Here is an 18,763-nt window from a genome sequence, read left to right as displayed (position 1 = left end):
CTCTCATAAACTTTATGTGCTCTGTGTTAAAACTGATCCCTATTCCTCCGATGGAAACAGCGATGCCAACACCAGCTTAATCTCTCCAAAAGAATAATCCTTACCTAAAAAATCGCGAATTGTAGCCATCGATTTTGTTTTCTGGCTTTCCACCGCATCACTTATATTTCTGATTTTATTTGGTTTAACCAGTTTAGCCACATCAATTTGTTGCGTTGAAACATAATAAGCCAAATGCCCCTCAATGGTGCCGATAGAAAAACCACGTTCTTTTGCAATTTCTTCCAAAGTTTTTCCTTGCTCGTAAAGTTCAAAACTTACCAGTTTAGTATCTACTTTTGGCTCTTTTTTCTTCTTTTCAGCCGCAGATTTCACTTTCAAAACCTGTCCTTTTAATTGAATTGCTTTTTGCAATTGTTTATCACGCTCGGCAGCATTTAACAAGGCATCTGTATCGGCTTTACTAAACTCCTTACCATCAATCATAGCTTGCAATAGCGCCTTACTTTTGTGCATTTTCTTCAATTGCTCGTAAACCAAAATTTCCAATTCAAGTAGTTCGGTTAAATAAGTTTTAATTCCTTTTTCATCCTTTACCGCTTCAATATGCGCCAAAAGCTTTTCAGAAACCTCTTTAACTAAGGGATTAAAATATTTTAAAGCCGCTGCCACTCGTTTCGAAACATTAAATAAAGTATGTTCGGTTTGTGTGGAAAATAAGTTTTTAAGCTGATTGATAAAACTGTCAGCCGTTGCCGAAAGTTTCTGAAAATCGCGGTAAAGTTCCATTGTCCAATCATCGTAATGTTGTTTGGTCGATTTTTCCCCTTTATCAAAAGTTTGAACGTGTTCTTTAATGTAATAACGAACCAAGTTTAAGTCGAAAGCTGCTAGTAAATAAGTTCTGATAAAATCATAACTCTCCGCGCTAATCTGCTGATTAAGTACATCAGATGGTTGTTTGGTACTCGAAAAATAATGAATATTCGGGTCTTGCTGCAAACCAGTTTCACGCAAGTGCGAAGTCAAAACCAGCCCCTTTAAAGAACGTAAACGCGAAAGCGCAACATACGCCTGTCCTGGAGCGAAAGCATCGCCAATATCAATAATTGCTTTATCAAACGTTAAGCCCTGACTTTTATGAACCGTAATTGCCCAGGCTAATTTTATAGGATACTGAACAAATGAACCAGCAACATTTTCCGAAATTTCGTTTGTTGCCTCATTTAATTTATACTTTACGTTTTCCCATGTGTAAGGTGAAATTTGGATAACCACCTTATCATCTGGTAATTCAATTTCTACAATATCCTTTTCAATATGATGAACAACGCCAATTTTACCATTATAATAGCGTTTTTCAGCAGTCATATCATTTTTAATAAACATAATTTGTGCACCCACTTTCAGTTCTAAACTTTTATCGTTTGGAAACGAATGCTCACTAAATTCTCCAGTAACCTTGGCATCAAAGAAGTAAGATTTAGTTTTAAGCTGTGTTAATCGTTCACGATTTATAGTATCAGCTTTATTATTATGCGTTGTTAAAGTGATGTAATTTTCATCGGCCGCAGGTTTGAAATCTTGCTTAAAATGTTGGCGAAGCAAAGTCGTATCATCTGCGGTAATTTGATTATTTCTGAGATTATTTAATAAATCGATAAAAACAGAATCATCTTGACGGTAAATTTTATCCAACTCAATATAAATCGGTGGATTATTTTGTAACGCTAAAGCATCGAAGAAATAAATGCTCTTGTAAAAACCTGCCATAACCCGCCATTCATCGTTTTTTACAACAGGAGGTAACTGGTGCAAATCGCCAATAAAAAGCATCTGCACTCCGCCAAAAGGCACATTTCTATTTCTTCGGATGTAACGCAAGGAGAAATCAATCGCATCAAGCATATCGGCTCGGAGCATACTCACTTCATCAATAACCAGCAATTCAAGCTCTTGAATCATGCGCCTTTTATTGCCTTGCATATTCAGATGCTTTACGATTGTGCGTGGCGTATTGAAATTAAAAGTGATGTTTTGGTTGATGATATTCGCTGCTGCATCAGGAAAAAACGCACCAAAAGGTAATTGAAAAAGCGAATGAATAGTTACACCCGAAGCATTAATTGCAGCAATACCTGTAGGTGCACAAATCATTGCTTTTTTGTGCGTAAGCTGAATCAATTTGCGCAAAAAAGTAGTTTTACCCGTTCCAGCTTTTCCTGTTAAAAAAACATGTTTCGAGGTATAGTTAACAAATTTTGCCGCTATTTCTGCGGCCATAGAAGTTTCTTCTAATTCTGGCATTGGCAATAAGATTTCGGTTTGCTCTATTTTCGGAGGGATAATTAAAGCTAACAATTTTAGCACAAAAATAGGTATGATTTATAGAATTTCGGCAAACAAATACGGTTTTAACCTGTATATTTTCTTTTGAAAATGAATGCTCAGTTTTTTATCGGGAAAAACCGTCCTGCTGTTCGCTTTACTCCGTTACACTCCGTGCTCGCTGCCATCAAGTTTATTAACAAAGTTTGTTGAGCTTTGGATTGTAAACCATAAATATCATCCTAAACGTAGTCGAAAGACAGATTATTATTTGTTTTCGACCATAGAATTGGTCATCGACTACGCTCAGAGTGACAACATTTGAGCTTAAATTATGATATTATAATAGTTGCAATTAATTGCGGTTTGGGTTTAACCCACAGAAATCGATTGATTGCAGAAATTCGCCATCATTCTTACTACTCCCCTCCCAATTTAGGAGGGGCAAGGGGTGGTTAAACTATACCCAAAACCGTTAAAGAAGTTTCATAAACGCCACAGTAATGGAATACTTTTTTGGTGCTAACGAAAAAGATTGCTACTTCGTTCGTCCTCCCAATGATGGAATGGTGAGAACAACAGAAATTTAAAAAAGATTGGAATGTATGGCGGGGCCAACCCGAACCGAAGAACTACAGCTACTGCTTTTCAAAAACTAATTAGCCATTTGGTTTTCAATTAAACAGTTAAGTGATAAAAACAGTTCGTCAAAATTCTTATCTTTGCAGCCTGATGAAACAAAATTATTCAAATCTAATCGCAGTTAAATTCCTTTAACCAGGTTTCATCGCCATTTTTTACCCAAAATTTTATTATGCTTAACCCTGAAATAGAAAAACGTAAAACCTTTGCCATTATTAGTCACCCCGATGCGGGTAAAACCACTTTGACAGAAAAATTTCTGCTTTTTGGTGGTGCAATTAATACGGCTGGTGCGGTAAAACGTAACAAAGCGAACCAAAGCAATACTTCCGATTTTATGGAAATTGAGAAACAACGTGGTATCTCGGTTGCAACCTCGGTTATGGGTTTTGAGTATAGCGGCAAGCGAATTAACATTTTGGATACCCCTGGTCACAAGGATTTTGCGGAAGATACCTACCGTACTTTATCGGCAGTGGATAGCGTGATTTTGGTGGTAGACTGCGTAAAAGGTGTGGAAGAGCAAACCGAAAAATTAATGTCCGTTTGCCGTATGCGTAACACGCCTGTAATTATTTTTGTAAATAAGATGGATCGTGAAGGTAAAGAAGCGTACGATTTATTGGATGAAATTGAGGAAAAACTTAACATCAGTTTGTGCCCGCTTTCTTGGCCAATTGGACAGGGACATACCTTTAAAGGTGTTTACAGCATTTATAACAAACACTTAAATTTATTTAATTCTGATAAAACCAAAGTAACCGATTCGGTTGTGGCGGCAAATGATTTGAACGATCCAACGTTATTAAATTACCTTAAAGAAAACGAAATTAACACATTGAAAGATGATGTTGAATTGGTTGACGGTATTTACGGCAAAATCGATAAAGATTTATATACTGAGGGTTTGGTTGCGCCAGTTTTCTTTGGTAGTGCCATTAACAACTTCGGAATAAAGGAGCTTTTAGATACATTTATTGATATCGCACCAAGTCCGCGCCACCGTGAAGCAGAAGAGCGTGATGTGCTGGTTGAAGAGAAAAATTTCAGTGGTTTTGTGTTTAAAATCCATGCCAATTTAGATCCAAAACACCGCGATCGGATTGCTTTCTTACGTATTTGTTCAGGCAAATTTGAGCGTAATAAATTCTATTATCACACCCGTCAGGATAAGAAATTAAAATTCTCAAACCCGATGGATTTCATGGCCAATGAGAAAAGTATTGTAGAAGAAGCCTGGCCAGGCGATGTGGTTGGTTTATATGACAGCGGTAACTTTAAAATCGGCGATACTTTGACAGAAGGTGAAAAATTGCAGTTTAAAGGAATCCCAAGTTTTTCTCCATCTATTTTTAAAGAAGTAGAAAACATGGACCCAATGCGAACCAAGCAATTGGAAAAAGGTATTGAACAATTAACTGATGAAGGTGTGGCACAATTATTTGTTATGCAGCCTGGAAACAGAAAAGTAATTGGTGCTGTTGGTGAGCTTCAGTTTGAGGTTATTAACTTCCGTTTGGAGCACGAATATGGCGCAAAATGTCGTTTCCGTACATTAAGTTACACCCGTTCGAGTTGGGTAACATCATCTGATAGAAAAAAATTAGATGAATTTGTTAAACGTAAACAACAGCATATTGGTTTCGATAAGGAAGCGAATCCAGTTTACTTATCGGATAGTGATTATATGATTAATTTAACCAAACAGGATTACCCTGATATCGATTTTCATAAAACAAGCGAGTTTAAGAGTTAATTATTCTATAGATTTTAATAAACTGAAAACCTTACAGGATTTAAAGCTTGTAAGGTTTTTTTACGCATCTATTTTGATAGTCTTGGTAGAATCAAAGATGTGTAACGAAATAAATTTGTTGTTTGCATACAATTATTAACTTTAAATTTTGAGCCTAATAACGATATCAATGAGTACAATACTAACTGAAAAACAAAAAATGCTTGCAGGCAAAGCCTACCAAGCTGGAGAAGCAGAGTTATCAAAAGAAAGATTAAAAGCACGAGAAATAGTTTTCGAGTTTAATAATCTTGCTCCAAAATTTATAAAACAACGCAAAGAGTTAATAAAAAAACTCTTTGGTAAAACTGAAAAGATGTTTTACCTGGAGCCACCTTTTCGTTGCGATTATGGCTATAACATCGAAATTGGCGATAACTTTTATGCAAATTTTAACCTCGTAATTTTAGATTGTGCTAAGGTGGGTATTGGCAACAATGTTTTTATTGCACCAAATGTGGCAATTTATACTGCTGGACATCCAATACACGCACATCTTCGCGATCAGGAATACGAATGGGCGCAAGAAATTAGTATTGGAAACAGCGTTTGGATTGGTGGAAATGTAGTAATAAATCCAGGTGTAAAAATTGGCTCGAATGTAGTAATTGGTTCTGGAAGTATAGTTACGAGAGACATTCCAGATAATGTTTTTGCTGCAGGAAACCCTTGTAGAGTAATTCGTCAGTTAACTGATGAGGATAAAGACTTTTACTACAAAGACATTAAATTAGAGCAATAATATCTTGCTAAAAACATCTTGAGCTTGTCGAAAGACTTATATTCTTGCTTTCGACAAGCTTAAATGATTTTACATTTAGAAACGGCTTCTAATCCGTTTAACTACTATGGTCAACCACTACTTTCCACTCTCCTTTTAGTTTCTTAAATAACAACGTGAAATAACCTTGAGGTTCATCCTTTTCACGTTTTAAATGCCAGCTTCCCAATACAAAAGCAACATCTTTACCTAAGAAATCAACTTTTTTAATTCCAAAAGTTAAAAAACCCATTCCTGAACTGCCTGAATAGTTTTTCTTATAATTATCTAAAGTTTTTTGCCAGCCATAAGTCGGACCACTTTTTCCAACAAATAATAAGCTGTCTGATTTTAAGTAACCATCCATAAAGGCAACTAAATCACCTTTGTTCCATGCTTTCCTTTGCGTTTCTAAAACATCCAAAATGGCTTGTTTATCTTTAGGCGTTTGTGCCTGAGCAAAGAAGCCAGACAATAAGAATAATAGAATCAGCTTTATTTTCATATCAATAGATTTAGAAAATAAAAATGCGTTTTATTTTATTTAAAAGCTACATAAATTTGTTTCTTTACAGGCTTAAATCATCAAAATGCAAAAAACAGTAACTTCAATCGGCGAAATTTTGTGGGATGTTTTTCCAGAGGGAAAGAAAGCTGGCGGTTCATCTATGAATGTAGCCTTACATCTTCATAAACAAGGTATAAACAGCAAATTTATTAGTGCTGTTGGTCACGATGAATTGGGTAAAGAGTTAATTAGTTTTTTATATGATCAGAATTTCAGCTCCAATTTAATACAGGTTGCCGACTTACCAACAAGCACTGTAGAAGTTAAACTGGATGAAACGCACCAGGCCACTTACTCAATTATAGAACCCGTTGCCTGGGATGCAATTGAACTTTCTGATGAGGCCATTGAGACCGTGAAAAAATCGGATGCTTTTGTGTATTGTAGTTTAACGTGTAGAAACGAAAAGAGTAGAAATACAGTTTTAAGTTTACTTAATAACGCAAAGCTGAAAGTTTTCGACATCAACCTGCGTGAGCCCTTTTATACGATTAATACCTTAAAGGACTTATTAAATGAAGCAGACGTTTTAAAAGTAAACGAGCATGAAATTATTTACCTGAAAGATGAACTGGCATTAACAGGAAATACCGACGAGCAATTATTAAAACAACTAAGCCACTTATTTAACATAAAAATTATTTGCCTTACTATGGGCGAAAACGGGGCTTGTGTATTGCATGATGACAAATTATATCATCATAAAGGCTACCCTGTAAAAGTTGCAGATACGGTTGGAGCGGGCGATTCTTTTTTAGCAACCTTTATTTCTAGCTATTTAATTGGCTACCCAATGGATACGATTTTAGATCGAGCTTGTAAAGTTGGTTCTTTTGTTGCTTCGCAGTTTGGGGCAAACCCAAATTATGGAGATGAGATTTTCGATTAACTGATATTTTTAACCCTAGCCCACTAAATTTAATTAATTGAGTTTTGCGTTAGGGATTGTAAGGGTTCAGTACCAATTTTTTATTGGTACCGCACCGAAGCGAAGCCCTGAAAAGCCCGACCCTTGCGTAGCTTGGGGAACGCCCAAATCATTTTAATTTTTTATATGTAGTTTTCAGTTTTGCCTTATTTTTTGGCTTTAAACTTCGCCCAAATATGACACCCTGCTTAAATTAATGCAAATCGAAACTTTTATCTTCGATAAATCGTTAATACAAGCACATGAGAGGTTTTCGTTTTTCTGATTACAAGCCTGGCGATACGCCAAAAGGTGGGTTCGATGAGTTGCTGAAATTATTTAGCGAATTGCTAAATTATACAGCTGGTGATGCAGCAGAGGCATTAAGTTGGTTAAACGAGCTCGACAAGCAATACAAGTTAACCAACAATGATTACGGTATTGGTAATTTTATCGATGAATTGAAAGATAAGGGTTACCTCACAGAAGACAATCAATCTGGAGAATTTAAAATTACAGCCAAAACCGAGCAAACGATTCGTAAATCGGCCTTGGAAGAAATTTTTGGGAAACTAAAAAAATCGGGTCGTGGCAATCACAATAGCAACCAAAGCGGCATTGGTGAGGAGAAAAATGCGGACAGGCGGGAATATAATTTTGGTGATAGTTTAGACCAGATTGATATGACTGCCTCGATTCAAAATGCGCAAATTAACCATGGTATTGGCGATTTCACATTAACCGATCGGGATTTAGAAGTAGAGGAAAAGGATTTTAAAACCTTAACTTCTACCGTACTAATGATTGACATTTCGCACTCGATGATTTTGTATGGTGAAGATCGAATTACACCTGCAAAAAAGGTGGCAATGGCCTTAGCCGAATTGATTAAAACAAAATACCCGAAAGATACTTTAGATATTGTTGTTTTTGGAAATGATGCCTGGCCGATTTCGGTTAAAGATTTACCTTATTTGCAAGTTGGCCCCTACCATACTAATACTTTTGCAGGGTTAGAATTGGCTACGGATTTACTTCGCAGGCGTAAAACGCACAATAAGCAAATTTTTATGATTACAGATGGGAAACCAACCTGTTTGAAAGAGAATGGAAAATATTATAAAAATAGTATGGGCTTGGATAGAAAGGTGATTAATAAAACCTTAAATATGGCTGCTCAGTGCAAACGCTTGAAAATTCCAATTACCACTTTCATGATTGCTAAAGACCCTTATTTACAGCAATTTGTTCGTCAGTTTACCGAAATAAATGGCGGAAGAGCATTTTACAGTTCTTTAACGGGTTTAGGCGAATACATTTTTGAAGATTACATTAAAAACAGAAGAAAAACAGTTAAATAAGGTTGAAGTTAAAGGGCTGAAGGTTTAACCCAAACCAATAACGATAACCCGCAACAGTTTACATAAAAACATTAACAAGGAGAGATTTGAGATTAAGTTATAGCACCTTGCCGAGCCTTAAACCCTAAACCTTATGCCTTAAACCCTTTTTAAAAAGATGCAAAACACAACTTTAGGCCAGTTAAAGGCAACAAATTATAAATCAAGAAGCGTTAAGGAAGAACTTAGAGAAAATCTGATTAAGGTTCTGAGAGATAAAAAAACCGAGTTCGAAGGCATTATTGGTTACGATGAAACGGTAATTCCAGAATTGCAAACAGCGATCCTTTCACGCCATAATATTTTACTTTTAGGGTTACGCGGTCAGGCGAAAACCCGTATTGCTCGTTTGATGGTTAACTTGCTAGACGAATATGTACCTTATGTTGCTGGGAGTGAAATTTTTGATGATCCATTGAATCCTATTTCCTGGTACGCAAAAAATGAAATCGCCACCAAAGGTGATGAAACCGAAATTGCCTGGTTGCACCGCAGCGAACGTTATACAGAGAAATTGGCTACGCCTGATGTAACAGTTGCTGACTTAATCGGTGATGTTGACCCGATTAAAGCGGCTACTTTGAAACTTACTTATAACGATGAACGTGTAATTCACTTTGGGTTAATTCCTCGTGCACACCGCAGCATTTTTGTTATTAACGAATTGCCCGATTTGCAAGCTCGTATCCAAGTAGCATTGTTTAATATGTTGCAAGAAAAAGATATTCAAATTCGTGGTTTTAAATTGCGTTTACCATTAGATATTCAGTTTGTGTTTACAGCAAATCCTGAAGATTATACCAATCGTGGTAGCATTGTAACGCCATTGAAAGATAGAATTGAAAGTCAGATTTTAACGCACTATCCAAAAAGCATCGAAGTTTCAAGAAAAATTACTTTTCAGGAAGCTAAACTAACCAAAGAGCAAAAAGAAAATATTGAAGCTGATGGTTTAGTTAAGGATTTAATTGAGCAAATCGCTTTCGAGGCTCGCAAGAGCGAATATATCGATCAGAAATCGGGTGTTTCGGCAAGGTTAACTATTTCTGCTTTTGAAAATTTAATCAGCACTGCAGAACGTAGAATATTAATTTCTGGCGAGAAAAACACATTTGTTCGCCTATCTGATTTAGCAGGAATTGTTCCAGCAATTACAGGAAAAATCGAACTGGTTTACGAAGGCGAATTGGAAGGACCTGCCCATGTAGCAACCACACTTATCGGCAAAGCGGTAAAAACCTTGTTTGCCCGTTATTTCCCAGATCCAGAGAAAGCGAAGAAAACCAAAACAGCTAATCCATATACTGAAATTACAGAGTGGTTTACAGAAGGCAATAATGTTGATGTAACGGATTCGCTAACAAATGCGCAATACAAAAAAGCACTAATGTTGGTGCCAAGTTTATATGATACTGTTAAAAAATTCCACCCAAAATTAAGCGAAAACCAAACGTTACTTTTAATGGAATTTGTGCTGCATGGTTTAGCAGAATATTCGCAATTGAGCAAAAATTATTTAAACGGTGGCTTCGGATTCTCTGATATGTTTGGCAGTTTATTTAATGCCGAATTTGACGAGGAAGAAGATGAGGACGATTTCAGATAGTAATTAAATTATACATTTTAATTAGCTTTGATATTTCTTTCCGAAAGGCAGGAAATATTAAAGCTTTTTTATTTTAAACCAAACTTCTAAATGGGAAGATTACCTTTCATTATTGCCGCCTGCATACTTATTACTGCTTTTGATATTTATTGCTTCAATGCCTTGATGGCAGTATTCAAAAACTGGAAACCTAGAACAAAAAAAATCTTCGGAATATTATATTGGACGTATAGCTTTCTTTTGATTGTTGGTGTTTTTGCAGGCATTTACCTTAATCTTTTCTTAACGCTCAGGGCAATTATTTTGGTTGCTTTCTTTTTAACGGTAGCTTGTAAAATGGCGATGTTGCCTTTCTTAGTTATTGATGACATAAGAAGGTTGTTTATTAAAATTTTTAGAAAAAAAGAACCTCTAAAAGCACAACAAATAACAGAAACAGAGCCCATTTCCCGCTCCGAATTTTTAGTTAAGGCAGGCTTGGTTGCTGCAGCCGTGCCGTTAACTTCTTTAAGCTGGGGCATTATATCAGGTGCTTATGATTATCAGGTTAGACGAGTAAATTTAATACTCCCAAATTTACCTAAAGCTTTTGATGGTATTACTATGGGTCAAATTTCTGACATTCATTCTGGAAGTTTTTATAACAAAACAGCTGTTAAGGGAGGTGTAGAAATGCTTTTAGGCGAAAAACCCGATTTCATTTTCTTTACTGGGGATTTAGTAAATAACCTTACCAATGAGGTGAAAGATTATCAGGATATTTTTGCTAAAGTAAAAGCGCCGCTTGGCGTATATTCTTCTTTAGGGAACCACGATTATGGCGATTATTATTTCGGCAAAGAATCATCACCTGCTAAGGTTAAAAACCTAAAAGACATGGTCGATGTGCATAAGATAATGGGTTATGATTTGTTAATGAACGAAAACCGCAGATTGAAAGTAGATGGCGAAGAAATTGGTATTTTAGGTATCGAAAATTGGGGAATGGGTCGTTTTCCAAAATACGGTAAAATGGAGCTTGCAGTAAAAGATACGGATGATTTACCTGTTAAGCTTTTACTTAGTCACGATCCATCACACTGGCGTGGCGAGGTTTTACAGAAATATCCACAAATAGATGCCATGTTTAGTGGTCATACTCACGGCATGCAATTTGGAGTTCGTTTAAAAGAATATCAATGGAGTCCTGTTCAATATATTTATAAAGAATGGGCAGGATTATATCAAGAGCAAAAACAACAGCTTTACGTTAACGTTGGCTATGGCTTTTTAGGTTATCCAGGTAGGGTTGGTATTTTACCAGAAATAACAATATTTACGCTGAAAAGGGCTTAATTTAAGAAGTATCATATTGAGCTTGTCGAAATGCTTTTATTTTTAAAAGCTCTTCGACAAGCTTAGCATGAAAGAGGCAGTATAGAATTAATCTTATCCTGCATTAAAGCGATATCCAACGCCTCTAACGGTTTGTAATAATTGTGGATTATCAGGATTTAATTCAATCTTTTTGCGCAAACGAACAATGTGCATATCTAGAGTTCTGGTATTTACATCAGAGTTATAACCCCAAACCACAAGCATTAATTCATCACGATTAATTACTTTTCCTGGATTACGTAAAAAATAAAGAAGAATACGGTTTTCCAAGATGGTTAACTCAATTTTCTTTCCATCTCTAAATAGAGTATGGATATTAGGATGATGCTCCATGTTACCAAAACGATGAATTTCGGCGGTATCTTTATTTACGATGAACTTCACTTTGCTTTCTAACATAGCTACCAAAACATCCATATTAAATGGTTTAGTAATATAATCTGAAGCACCAAAGTTGTAAGCATCAATTTTATCAACATCTTGCGCCTTTGCAGTCATCATAATTATTAAATTCTCGAAACCTTGTTTACGAACGCTTTCGCAAACTTCAGCACCCTGTTTTCCTGGCATCATCCAATCTAACAAAACAATATCAGGTTGGTCGGCAATAATCATTCTTTCGCCAGCGTCACCATCGTTTGCTTCCAAAACATTATACCCTTCAGTTTTTAAACGATGTGCTACTAAAAAGCGAAGGTTTTCATCGTCTTCTACAATTAAAATTTTTACTTCTTTAGACATTTGTGTTTTATTTTATGTTGAAGAACGGCTGAAATGTTGCAGTGCTTTAAACACTTTAACATAGATTTTTCCAACTTCAATTCAATTTTTAATTATTATATGGCAGCACAATTTTAAACTCTGTACCCGAGCCAACTTTACTTTTTACGGTAATTTCGCCCTGCATAAAGTTAACCAGTTCTTTGCAGAATGCCAAACCTAAACCAACGCTTCCCATTTGGTTATATTCGTTCTGTATTCTAAAAAACTTTTTAAATATATTATTTAATTCTGATGACGGAATCCCTATTCCTTTATCGGTAAAACGAAATACCAGTACACCTTTAATTAACTTAGCGCTAATGTTTAATCTCTTACTACCTGGGTTTGAATATTTGTAAGCATTTTCGGCCAAGTTATCGAACAAACTTCCAAGTAAAACAGGATCGGTTATAAAGGTTTTAAAGCCAACAACCTCATAAGTAATATCAAAATCGGGATGCTTAAGCGTGTGCGATTCGATTGTACTTTCAATAAAATCTTCTATGCTAACCGAATCCTGATTGAGAATGATCGCCTTATTTTCGATTTGTGTAAAGGCTAACAATTTATTCATTAATCCATTGAGCTTGTCGGCTTCCTCATCCAGAATTTTACCATACAATTGCTGCTCTCTCTGGGTTAAAGCTGTCGCACTTTTTATGTTATTTCCAGCAATTTTAATTACACTAACTGGTGTTTTAAATTCGTGGGTTAAATTATTTACAAAATCGTACTGTAGCTTAAACATTTTACTGTTGATGTTTAAATTACGATAGATTAAAAATGCAACCAAAAGCAAAACGCCGTAAACCAACAGAAGCACCAAAGCTATAGGCATGAAATAAATAAATATTTCCTTTTTGATATAGGATTTTGAAGAAGTAAAGTACAGTTTGAAATCAGAAAAAGCACCTGGTAAAGCAATTTCAGTTGTTATGTTTTCATCCGAAGTATCTATCGGATCGTAAGTCATAGGTTCTACCTTAATACTTTGGTACAACAACGGACGAGTATTAATAATTTTGATTTTACCTGGATCTAATTGAAAAACCATCATATCCTGTTGATATATGGGAGCAGGATTTAGCTTACGCATCATCATTTGCTTATAAGCTTTCAGATCTTCACGCCTGGGAATGTTTAGATAACTTATTTTATTATCGTTAGAGTTTACAACCGAGAAATTAGTAAAAAGTTCTTCTTGGGTGGGTACAGTTGCAGTATCTAACTGACCAACAAATGTTGCCAGTTTGTAAGCCATTGCATTAAAATCATCACTTACATCAAAAGAATTAGTATTATCTTCAGAATATAATTTTATCGAATCGGGATTAATGCCCTTACCAAACTGATAGATATATTTGGGGCCAATACCTAAATGGTTGGCATTAATTCCATCTCTTACAGGTGTATTTTTAACCTCGGTATCATAAAAAGTAACTTTCGATATAAAAGGGTATTTAAGCACTACAGTATCAACAAACTTAGAAGCCGTAGAGGAATCTAAAAAGCCATTGTAATAAGATACTTCAGGCATTTTATTTTGAAAAAACTCATTGTAAGGCTTAATACTCTGCTCTAAAACATTAACTTTTTCCGAAACGAATTCGTTTTCGATAGATTTTTTGCTGTAGTTAAAAGCTAAAAATAAAGACAGAATAAAAAGGATCGAAATTAAAACGATGAACGTTACGCTTAACGAGAAATTTTTACGATAGCCGCTCTTTTTTTCTAAAATCATAACCTATTTCTTACCTAGGTTTTCTTTTAAAAACTCTTCTAATGCCTTATACAAAGCCGTTCTACCTTGTTGACGAAGCACAGGATTGGGTCCTTCTTCTTTCTCGATATAAGTTACAGATACATCACGTTTTTTTAGTTCCTTGATAAATTGAACTCCAATGGTTACATCAACACGTGGATCTTTAGGATTTTGAGCAAAAAATACTGGTGCTTTAAATCGATCTGCATGAAAAACAGGCGAAGCGAAACGAGTATAATCCGTATCGGTTTCAGGGTTGCCAAAAATTTCGTAGTACATCTGCAAATTCGATTTTAAAAACGGTGGAATAGTTTTAAAATAGCTGAATAAATTAATGATACCAGAATTTGAACCACCGCAACTATAAATATCGTTATTTTTATACAAACAATTAAGTGCTATAAATCCACCAAAACCATTTCCATAAATAGCTACCTTTTTTGGGTTGGCAATTTTCTTTTTAATTAACCATTTAACACCATCATTAACATCTTCCTGAATTTTATCACTCCACTGCTTAAATCCAGCTTTGTAAAATGCTTTACCATAACCTATAGAACCTCGATAATTAATTTGCAAAACTGCATAACCTCGGTTAGCCAGAAATTGAACGTCGGCATTATAACCCCAGGTATTTCTTGCACCAGGACCATTATGTGGCAAAACAACAACCGGCAAATTTGTTGGTTTTTTATCTTTAGGTAAGGTTAAATAACCATTTATGGTTAAGCCATCGCTACTTTTATAACTTATCGGCTGCATTGCACTCATATCTGCTTCGTTTATAGAAGGATTTATATCGGCAAGTTTTTTAAACTTATTCTGATCGGCAACGTATAGATAGTAAGAACCTGGATTTTTATCGGTATAAGTTCTAATAACAAAAGCATTATCGCCTTTATCTTTATCCATAATACGCCATTCGGTACCAGGTAAAAGTTCATCAATTTTTGCGTACCTAACTCTTGTGCTGTCATCAAGGTAGTATTTCTCCTTTTTCCACGATTCGCAGGTAACAAAAATCATTTTCTTTTTACTCTTCGAATATTTAGCATCAACCACATTTAAGGTATCATTTCCAAACAATACTTGTTTTTCTTTCCCAGTTTTTAAATCGAGCGCAACAAGTGCATTTTTATCGCGGTTTACATTTGATATGGCAAAAAGTACATCTGCTTCATTTTCGGCAAAAGCAACAGGTTGTAAAGTGGTTTCGAAACTATTCGTAATAACGGGTTTAAAAGGAAGGCTTTCATTTTCACGATACAACAATGTTTCATTTACACCATCGCTTGCAACTGCAATTTTAAGAATACCCTTATTATCGGTTACCCAATCGGTAATATTACCAGGGTTTTTTGCTGCAATATCCATTTTACCGCTACGAACATTTAAACGGTAAACATCAAAAACTGTAGAATCTCTTTTATTCGATGCAACAATAATGTATTTATCATCAATTAACTGATCTTCGATTACCCTTAATCTTGTTTTTTCGTTAGAGCTTAACTGCTTTTGGTTCTTTCCATCTTTTCCAACAACAAACAAATCCGACTTTCGTTCTTTCGACTCATCTTCTGTGTAATAAATAATTTCGTTGTTGCTAGTCCAGAAATAAAAGCTAATACTTTTTTCTGTTAAGTGTGTAATCTGAGTGCTATTTCCTGTTGCAATATCCTCTACAAATAAATCGAGTTTTTTATCTTGTAGCTTTAAATAAGACAAACATTTTCCATCTGGCGAAACGTGGTAGTAGGCCTTATCCTGTGTTCTAAAAAAATTATCTACGGGTATAATCTTACCCTCATCCGAACCTTTACAAGCCCAAATAAAAGCTACTAAAACCAATAAAATTAATCTCTTCAACATAAAAAATTCCTTTTCGGACCACAAAAATAGAATAACCAAACAGCTTAAATACCAATTACATTAAGAATGTTACCAACACCACCTAAAAGCCGTGGTGCATCCAATTTAGTATTTAAAATACCGAGAAAAATAAAATACAGGTAACATTTAAAATACGTTTTATATACACGTGGTTTTTAAAGAAAGATGTATTAAAATGTTACATTTAAACCTTATATTTTAGCAATATGAATCGGTTAATATTCATTCTGTTTATATTTTTTTTCGGCTCGGTAAGTGCCCAAAGCCTTCGCCAGAACAGGCAAATTGTACCTGATGAAAGTGCCTTGGCTATTCAATATTACCAGGAAGGCGATTACGAAAAAGCGGCTGTAGTTTTCGAAAAACTATTTTCGAATCCCAATAACGAAGGATATTTTGATATCTATTTTAATACTTTATTAAAGTTGAAAAAGTACGATGTTGCTGAAAAGATAGTTAAAAAACAAATTAAACAATCGCCGCAGCCCGAAATGTATTCTATTGCACTAGGCAAACTTTATCAAGAAAAAGGTGATTCGCCTGCAGCCAATAAAATTTTTGTGGATGTTATTGGCAAGCTTCCTAAAGATGAATTTAAAATAAGAATGTTGGCCAATAATTTTTATCGCTACGAAAATTATGAATACGCAATTCAAACTTTCAAACAAGGCAGAAAATTAATGAACAACGATAAAGCTTTCGCATTTGAGCTTTTGAATATTTATCGCTTTAAAAAAGATAAACCTATGTTGATGCAGGAGTATTTAGATATTCTGCCAAGTACCCCACAATTGTTACCACAAGCAGAAGCTGTTTTATCGATGCTTTTTGAAGATAAAAGTGATTATCAAAATTTTCAAGCTGGAATATTAAAAAAGATTCAGAAAGAACCAGATGTAGAAATTTATATCCAACTACTAACCTGGAATTACATTCAGCAACAAGAATATGATATGGCTTTACGTCAATTAATTGCATATGATAAGAGAACAAAAGCCGATGGAAGTACACTATTTAATGCCACTTATACTTTTGTAAATAACGGGGCTTACGAAACTGCTATAAAATCTTACGAATACCTTTTAACCAAAGGCAAAGAGAATCAATATTATTTACCATCGAAAATTGAACTGCTGAACACAAAATATAATATTCAAACCAAAGGAAAATACAATAAAGCAGATTTAGATTTGTTAGCAAAAGATTATCAGATTTTGCTAGATGAAAACGGTAAAAACAAAAACACGCTTTTCGCGATAAAAAGATGGGCTACGCTTCAGGCTTATTATTTAAACCAACCTTCTAAAGCTGAAACTATACTCGAAGAAGCTACGAAACTTCCTGGCCTTAGCGGTACCGAAGTTGGACAATTGAAGCTGGATTTAGGAGATATTTATATTTTAACAGCTCAGCCCTGGGAAGCTTTTTTGGTATATGAACAGGTTAGTAAACAGTTTGAAGGACAGCCAATAGGTAACGAAGCTCGCTATAGAAGCGCTAAACTTTCGTTTTATCAGGGAAATTTTGAATACAGCAATGGCCAATGTTTGGTGTTAAAGGCAGCTACTTCTCAGCTAATAGCAAACGACGCTTTAAATTTGGGTTTATTGATTACAGATAACACGCAAACACCAACTGATAGCAGTGCTTTAAAAATGTATGCTGATGCAGAAATGTTACTATTTAGGAATTTATCCGAAAAATCCATTAAAAAATTAGATAGCATTTCGATTGCTTATCCAAATAATTCGTTAGCCGATGCAATTTTAATGACTAAAGCAAAAATCTTTATCAAAGCAGATGATTATCAAAAAGCTGCCGATATTTTAAGGAAAATTACGGAAGATTTTAAAGAAGGAATCTGGACGGATGATGCATTATTTACTCTTGCAGATTTGTACGAGAAAAAACTAAACGATATTGCCCAGGCGAAAATATACTTTCAAAAACTAATTACCGATTACCCAGGCAGTATGTTTAGTGCCGAAGCAAGAAAAAGATTTAGGAATTTACGCGGTGATGGCGTTTAAGAATTCGCTTCTTTTTCACCTTCTTCCTTTTTAATTCTATAAACAATCTCACTTACAAACCCTATTTCAATTATAAAGGCGTATAAAAGCGAGTTAATTACCAAACCTAAAAAGTATAACACATTATTCGAGCTAAAAAAGCCCCACAATAACGTATGTGTTGGAAATTGAAAAACTGAATACAAATCGGATAAAGAACTTAAAAAGAAATTAGGAGCAAAAACATTCTTATCTTCTGATACAAAAGCGAAGAAGCAAATCGTAGTCAAAATTCCGATTGCTACAAAGGCTTTAAAGAACCTATATTTACTAAAATGCCAGATGTAGTATTTCATTGAGGGATGAAAATTTAAATTGTGGTAAACCACTAAGTTCGAAAATTTTATGGTTAACTGAAACATAAAACGAATTTTAACAAGCTTTTATTTTTTCCAGTTCCGCACTACAGTACCCCAAGCCAAAACATTTTCATCATTAGTTTGATAGATTTAGCTTAAAACAATTCATTTTTTTCTTGCGATCATTTTATTAAACAACCAACATGTTTAATAAAATGACATCTATATTTTTAAACCCGATAAGCTTATTTATTATCTTTGTGGCATGTTATTATACAACGTTACGCTAATTTTAGAAGATTCTGTAGTTGAAGAATGGTTGCAATGGATGCAGGAAACTCATATCCCACAAGTTATGGCAACGGGTATGTTTTTATCGCATCGCCTATTAAAAGTATTAGATTCGCCAAATGAGGGCGTTACTTATTGTACTCAATATATTGCAGAAAACCTAGAAAACTACGAAACTTACCAAACTGTACATGCACCTGCTTTGCAAGAAGATTTAAACGAGCGTTTTAAAAATCGTTTTGTTGCATACAGAACTTTGATGGAGTTTGTATCTCCAATTTCTTAGAGTCTTTTAAGCGCCTTTAAT

The 18,763-nt window shown here is 34.9% G+C and carries 14 protein-coding genes; 8 read left to right on the top strand and 6 right to left on the bottom strand.

Translation table 11 applies throughout. From position 1 onward, the window contains the following. Window positions 1-39 precede the first annotated feature (39 nt). A complete protein-coding gene (locus tag ABD692_RS10390; protein ID WP_316756035.1) occupies window positions 40-2,361 on the bottom strand; it encodes a helix-turn-helix domain-containing protein in 2,322 nt (773 codons plus the stop codon). 781 nt (window positions 2,362-3,142) lie between these two features. Here ABD692_RS10390 and ABD692_RS10385 point away from each other — a divergent pair. Continuing rightward, on the top strand, window positions 3,143-4,726 hold the full coding sequence (locus ABD692_RS10385; protein ID WP_316756033.1) for a peptide chain release factor 3: 1,584 nt from the start codon (window positions 3,143-3,145) through the stop codon (window positions 4,724-4,726). Window positions 4,727-4,895: 169 nt separating this feature from the next. Beyond that, window positions 4,896-5,507, top strand: coding sequence for a sugar O-acetyltransferase (locus ABD692_RS10380; RefSeq protein ID WP_316756031.1), 612 nt, complete (start codon window positions 4,896-4,898; stop codon window positions 5,505-5,507). A gap of 97 nt (window positions 5,508-5,604) precedes the next feature. Here ABD692_RS10380 and ABD692_RS10375 read toward each other — a convergent pair whose 3' ends face one another. Further along, on the bottom strand, window positions 5,605-6,030 hold the full coding sequence (locus tag ABD692_RS10375) for a YybH family protein (RefSeq protein ID WP_344766745.1): 426 nt from the start codon (window positions 6,028-6,030) through the stop codon (window positions 5,605-5,607). 85 nt (window positions 6,031-6,115) lie between these two features. Here ABD692_RS10375 and ABD692_RS10370 point away from each other — a divergent pair, with 85 nt between their 5' ends. The 4 genes from ABD692_RS10370 (at window position 6,116) to ABD692_RS10355 (ending at window position 11,341) form a co-directional block, all read left to right on the top strand. Further along, on the top strand, window positions 6,116-6,982 hold the full coding sequence (locus ABD692_RS10370) for a carbohydrate kinase family protein (RefSeq protein ID WP_316756026.1): 867 nt from the start codon (window positions 6,116-6,118) through the stop codon (window positions 6,980-6,982). Between the two features lie 281 nt (window positions 6,983-7,263). After that, window positions 7,264-8,361, top strand: coding sequence for a vWA domain-containing protein (locus ABD692_RS10365; RefSeq protein WP_316756024.1), 1,098 nt, complete (start codon window positions 7,264-7,266; stop codon window positions 8,359-8,361). A gap of 157 nt (window positions 8,362-8,518) precedes the next feature. Continuing rightward, a complete protein-coding gene (locus ABD692_RS10360; protein ID WP_344766744.1) occupies window positions 8,519-10,006 on the top strand; it encodes a MoxR family ATPase in 1,488 nt (495 codons plus the stop codon). Window positions 10,007-10,096: 90 nt separating this feature from the next. Beyond that, window positions 10,097-11,341: a metallophosphoesterase gene (locus ABD692_RS10355; protein ID WP_316756019.1), complete on the top strand. Its 1,245-nt coding sequence runs from the start codon at window positions 10,097-10,099 to the stop codon at window positions 11,339-11,341. 93 nt (window positions 11,342-11,434) lie between these two features. Here ABD692_RS10355 and ABD692_RS10350 read toward each other — a convergent pair whose 3' ends face one another. The 3 genes from ABD692_RS10350 to ABD692_RS10340 all read right to left on the bottom strand — a co-directional run bounded on the left by ABD692_RS10350 (window position 11,435) and on the right by ABD692_RS10340 (window position 15,776). Then, window positions 11,435-12,124: a response regulator transcription factor gene (locus ABD692_RS10350; protein WP_316756017.1), complete on the bottom strand. Its 690-nt coding sequence runs from the start codon at window positions 12,122-12,124 to the stop codon at window positions 11,435-11,437. An 88-nt stretch (window positions 12,125-12,212) separates the two neighbouring features. Then, the gene (locus ABD692_RS10345) at window positions 12,213-13,886 is read right to left on the bottom strand and encodes a sensor histidine kinase (RefSeq protein WP_316756015.1); all 1,674 of its coding nucleotides are present in this window, start codon (window positions 13,884-13,886) and stop codon (window positions 12,213-12,215) included. A 3-nt stretch (window positions 13,887-13,889) separates the two neighbouring features. Beyond that, on the bottom strand, window positions 13,890-15,776 hold the full coding sequence (locus ABD692_RS10340) for a S9 family peptidase (protein ID WP_316756013.1): 1,887 nt from the start codon (window positions 15,774-15,776) through the stop codon (window positions 13,890-13,892). 227 nt (window positions 15,777-16,003) lie between these two features. On the opposite strand from ABD692_RS10340, the gene ABD692_RS10335 reads away from it, so the two are divergent. Continuing rightward, complete coding sequence (locus tag ABD692_RS10335) at window positions 16,004-17,827, top strand: tetratricopeptide repeat protein (RefSeq protein ID WP_344766740.1); 1,824 nt, start codon at window positions 16,004-16,006, stop codon at window positions 17,825-17,827. Here the strand turns inward: ABD692_RS10335 and ABD692_RS10330 are convergent. Next, window positions 17,824-18,162 (bottom strand): hypothetical protein, encoded by a 339-nt coding sequence (locus ABD692_RS10330; protein ID WP_344766738.1) that lies wholly within the window; start codon window positions 18,160-18,162, stop codon window positions 17,824-17,826. The genes ABD692_RS10335 and ABD692_RS10330 overlap by 4 nt on opposite strands. A gap of 268 nt (window positions 18,163-18,430) precedes the next feature. On the opposite strand from ABD692_RS10330, the gene ABD692_RS10325 reads away from it, so the two are divergent. Further along, entirely contained in the window at window positions 18,431-18,742 is a 312-nt protein-coding gene (locus ABD692_RS10325; RefSeq protein ID WP_316756007.1) for a DUF4286 family protein, read from the top strand. Window positions 18,743-18,763 lie beyond the last annotated feature (21 nt).

This window comes from Pedobacter ginsengiterrae (assembly GCF_039537385.1).
Lineage (GTDB): Bacteria > Bacteroidota > Bacteroidia > Sphingobacteriales > Sphingobacteriaceae > Pedobacter > Pedobacter ginsengiterrae.
Note: the sequence above shows the minus strand (reverse complement) of the source record. Positions and strands in the feature narration are given on the sequence as shown.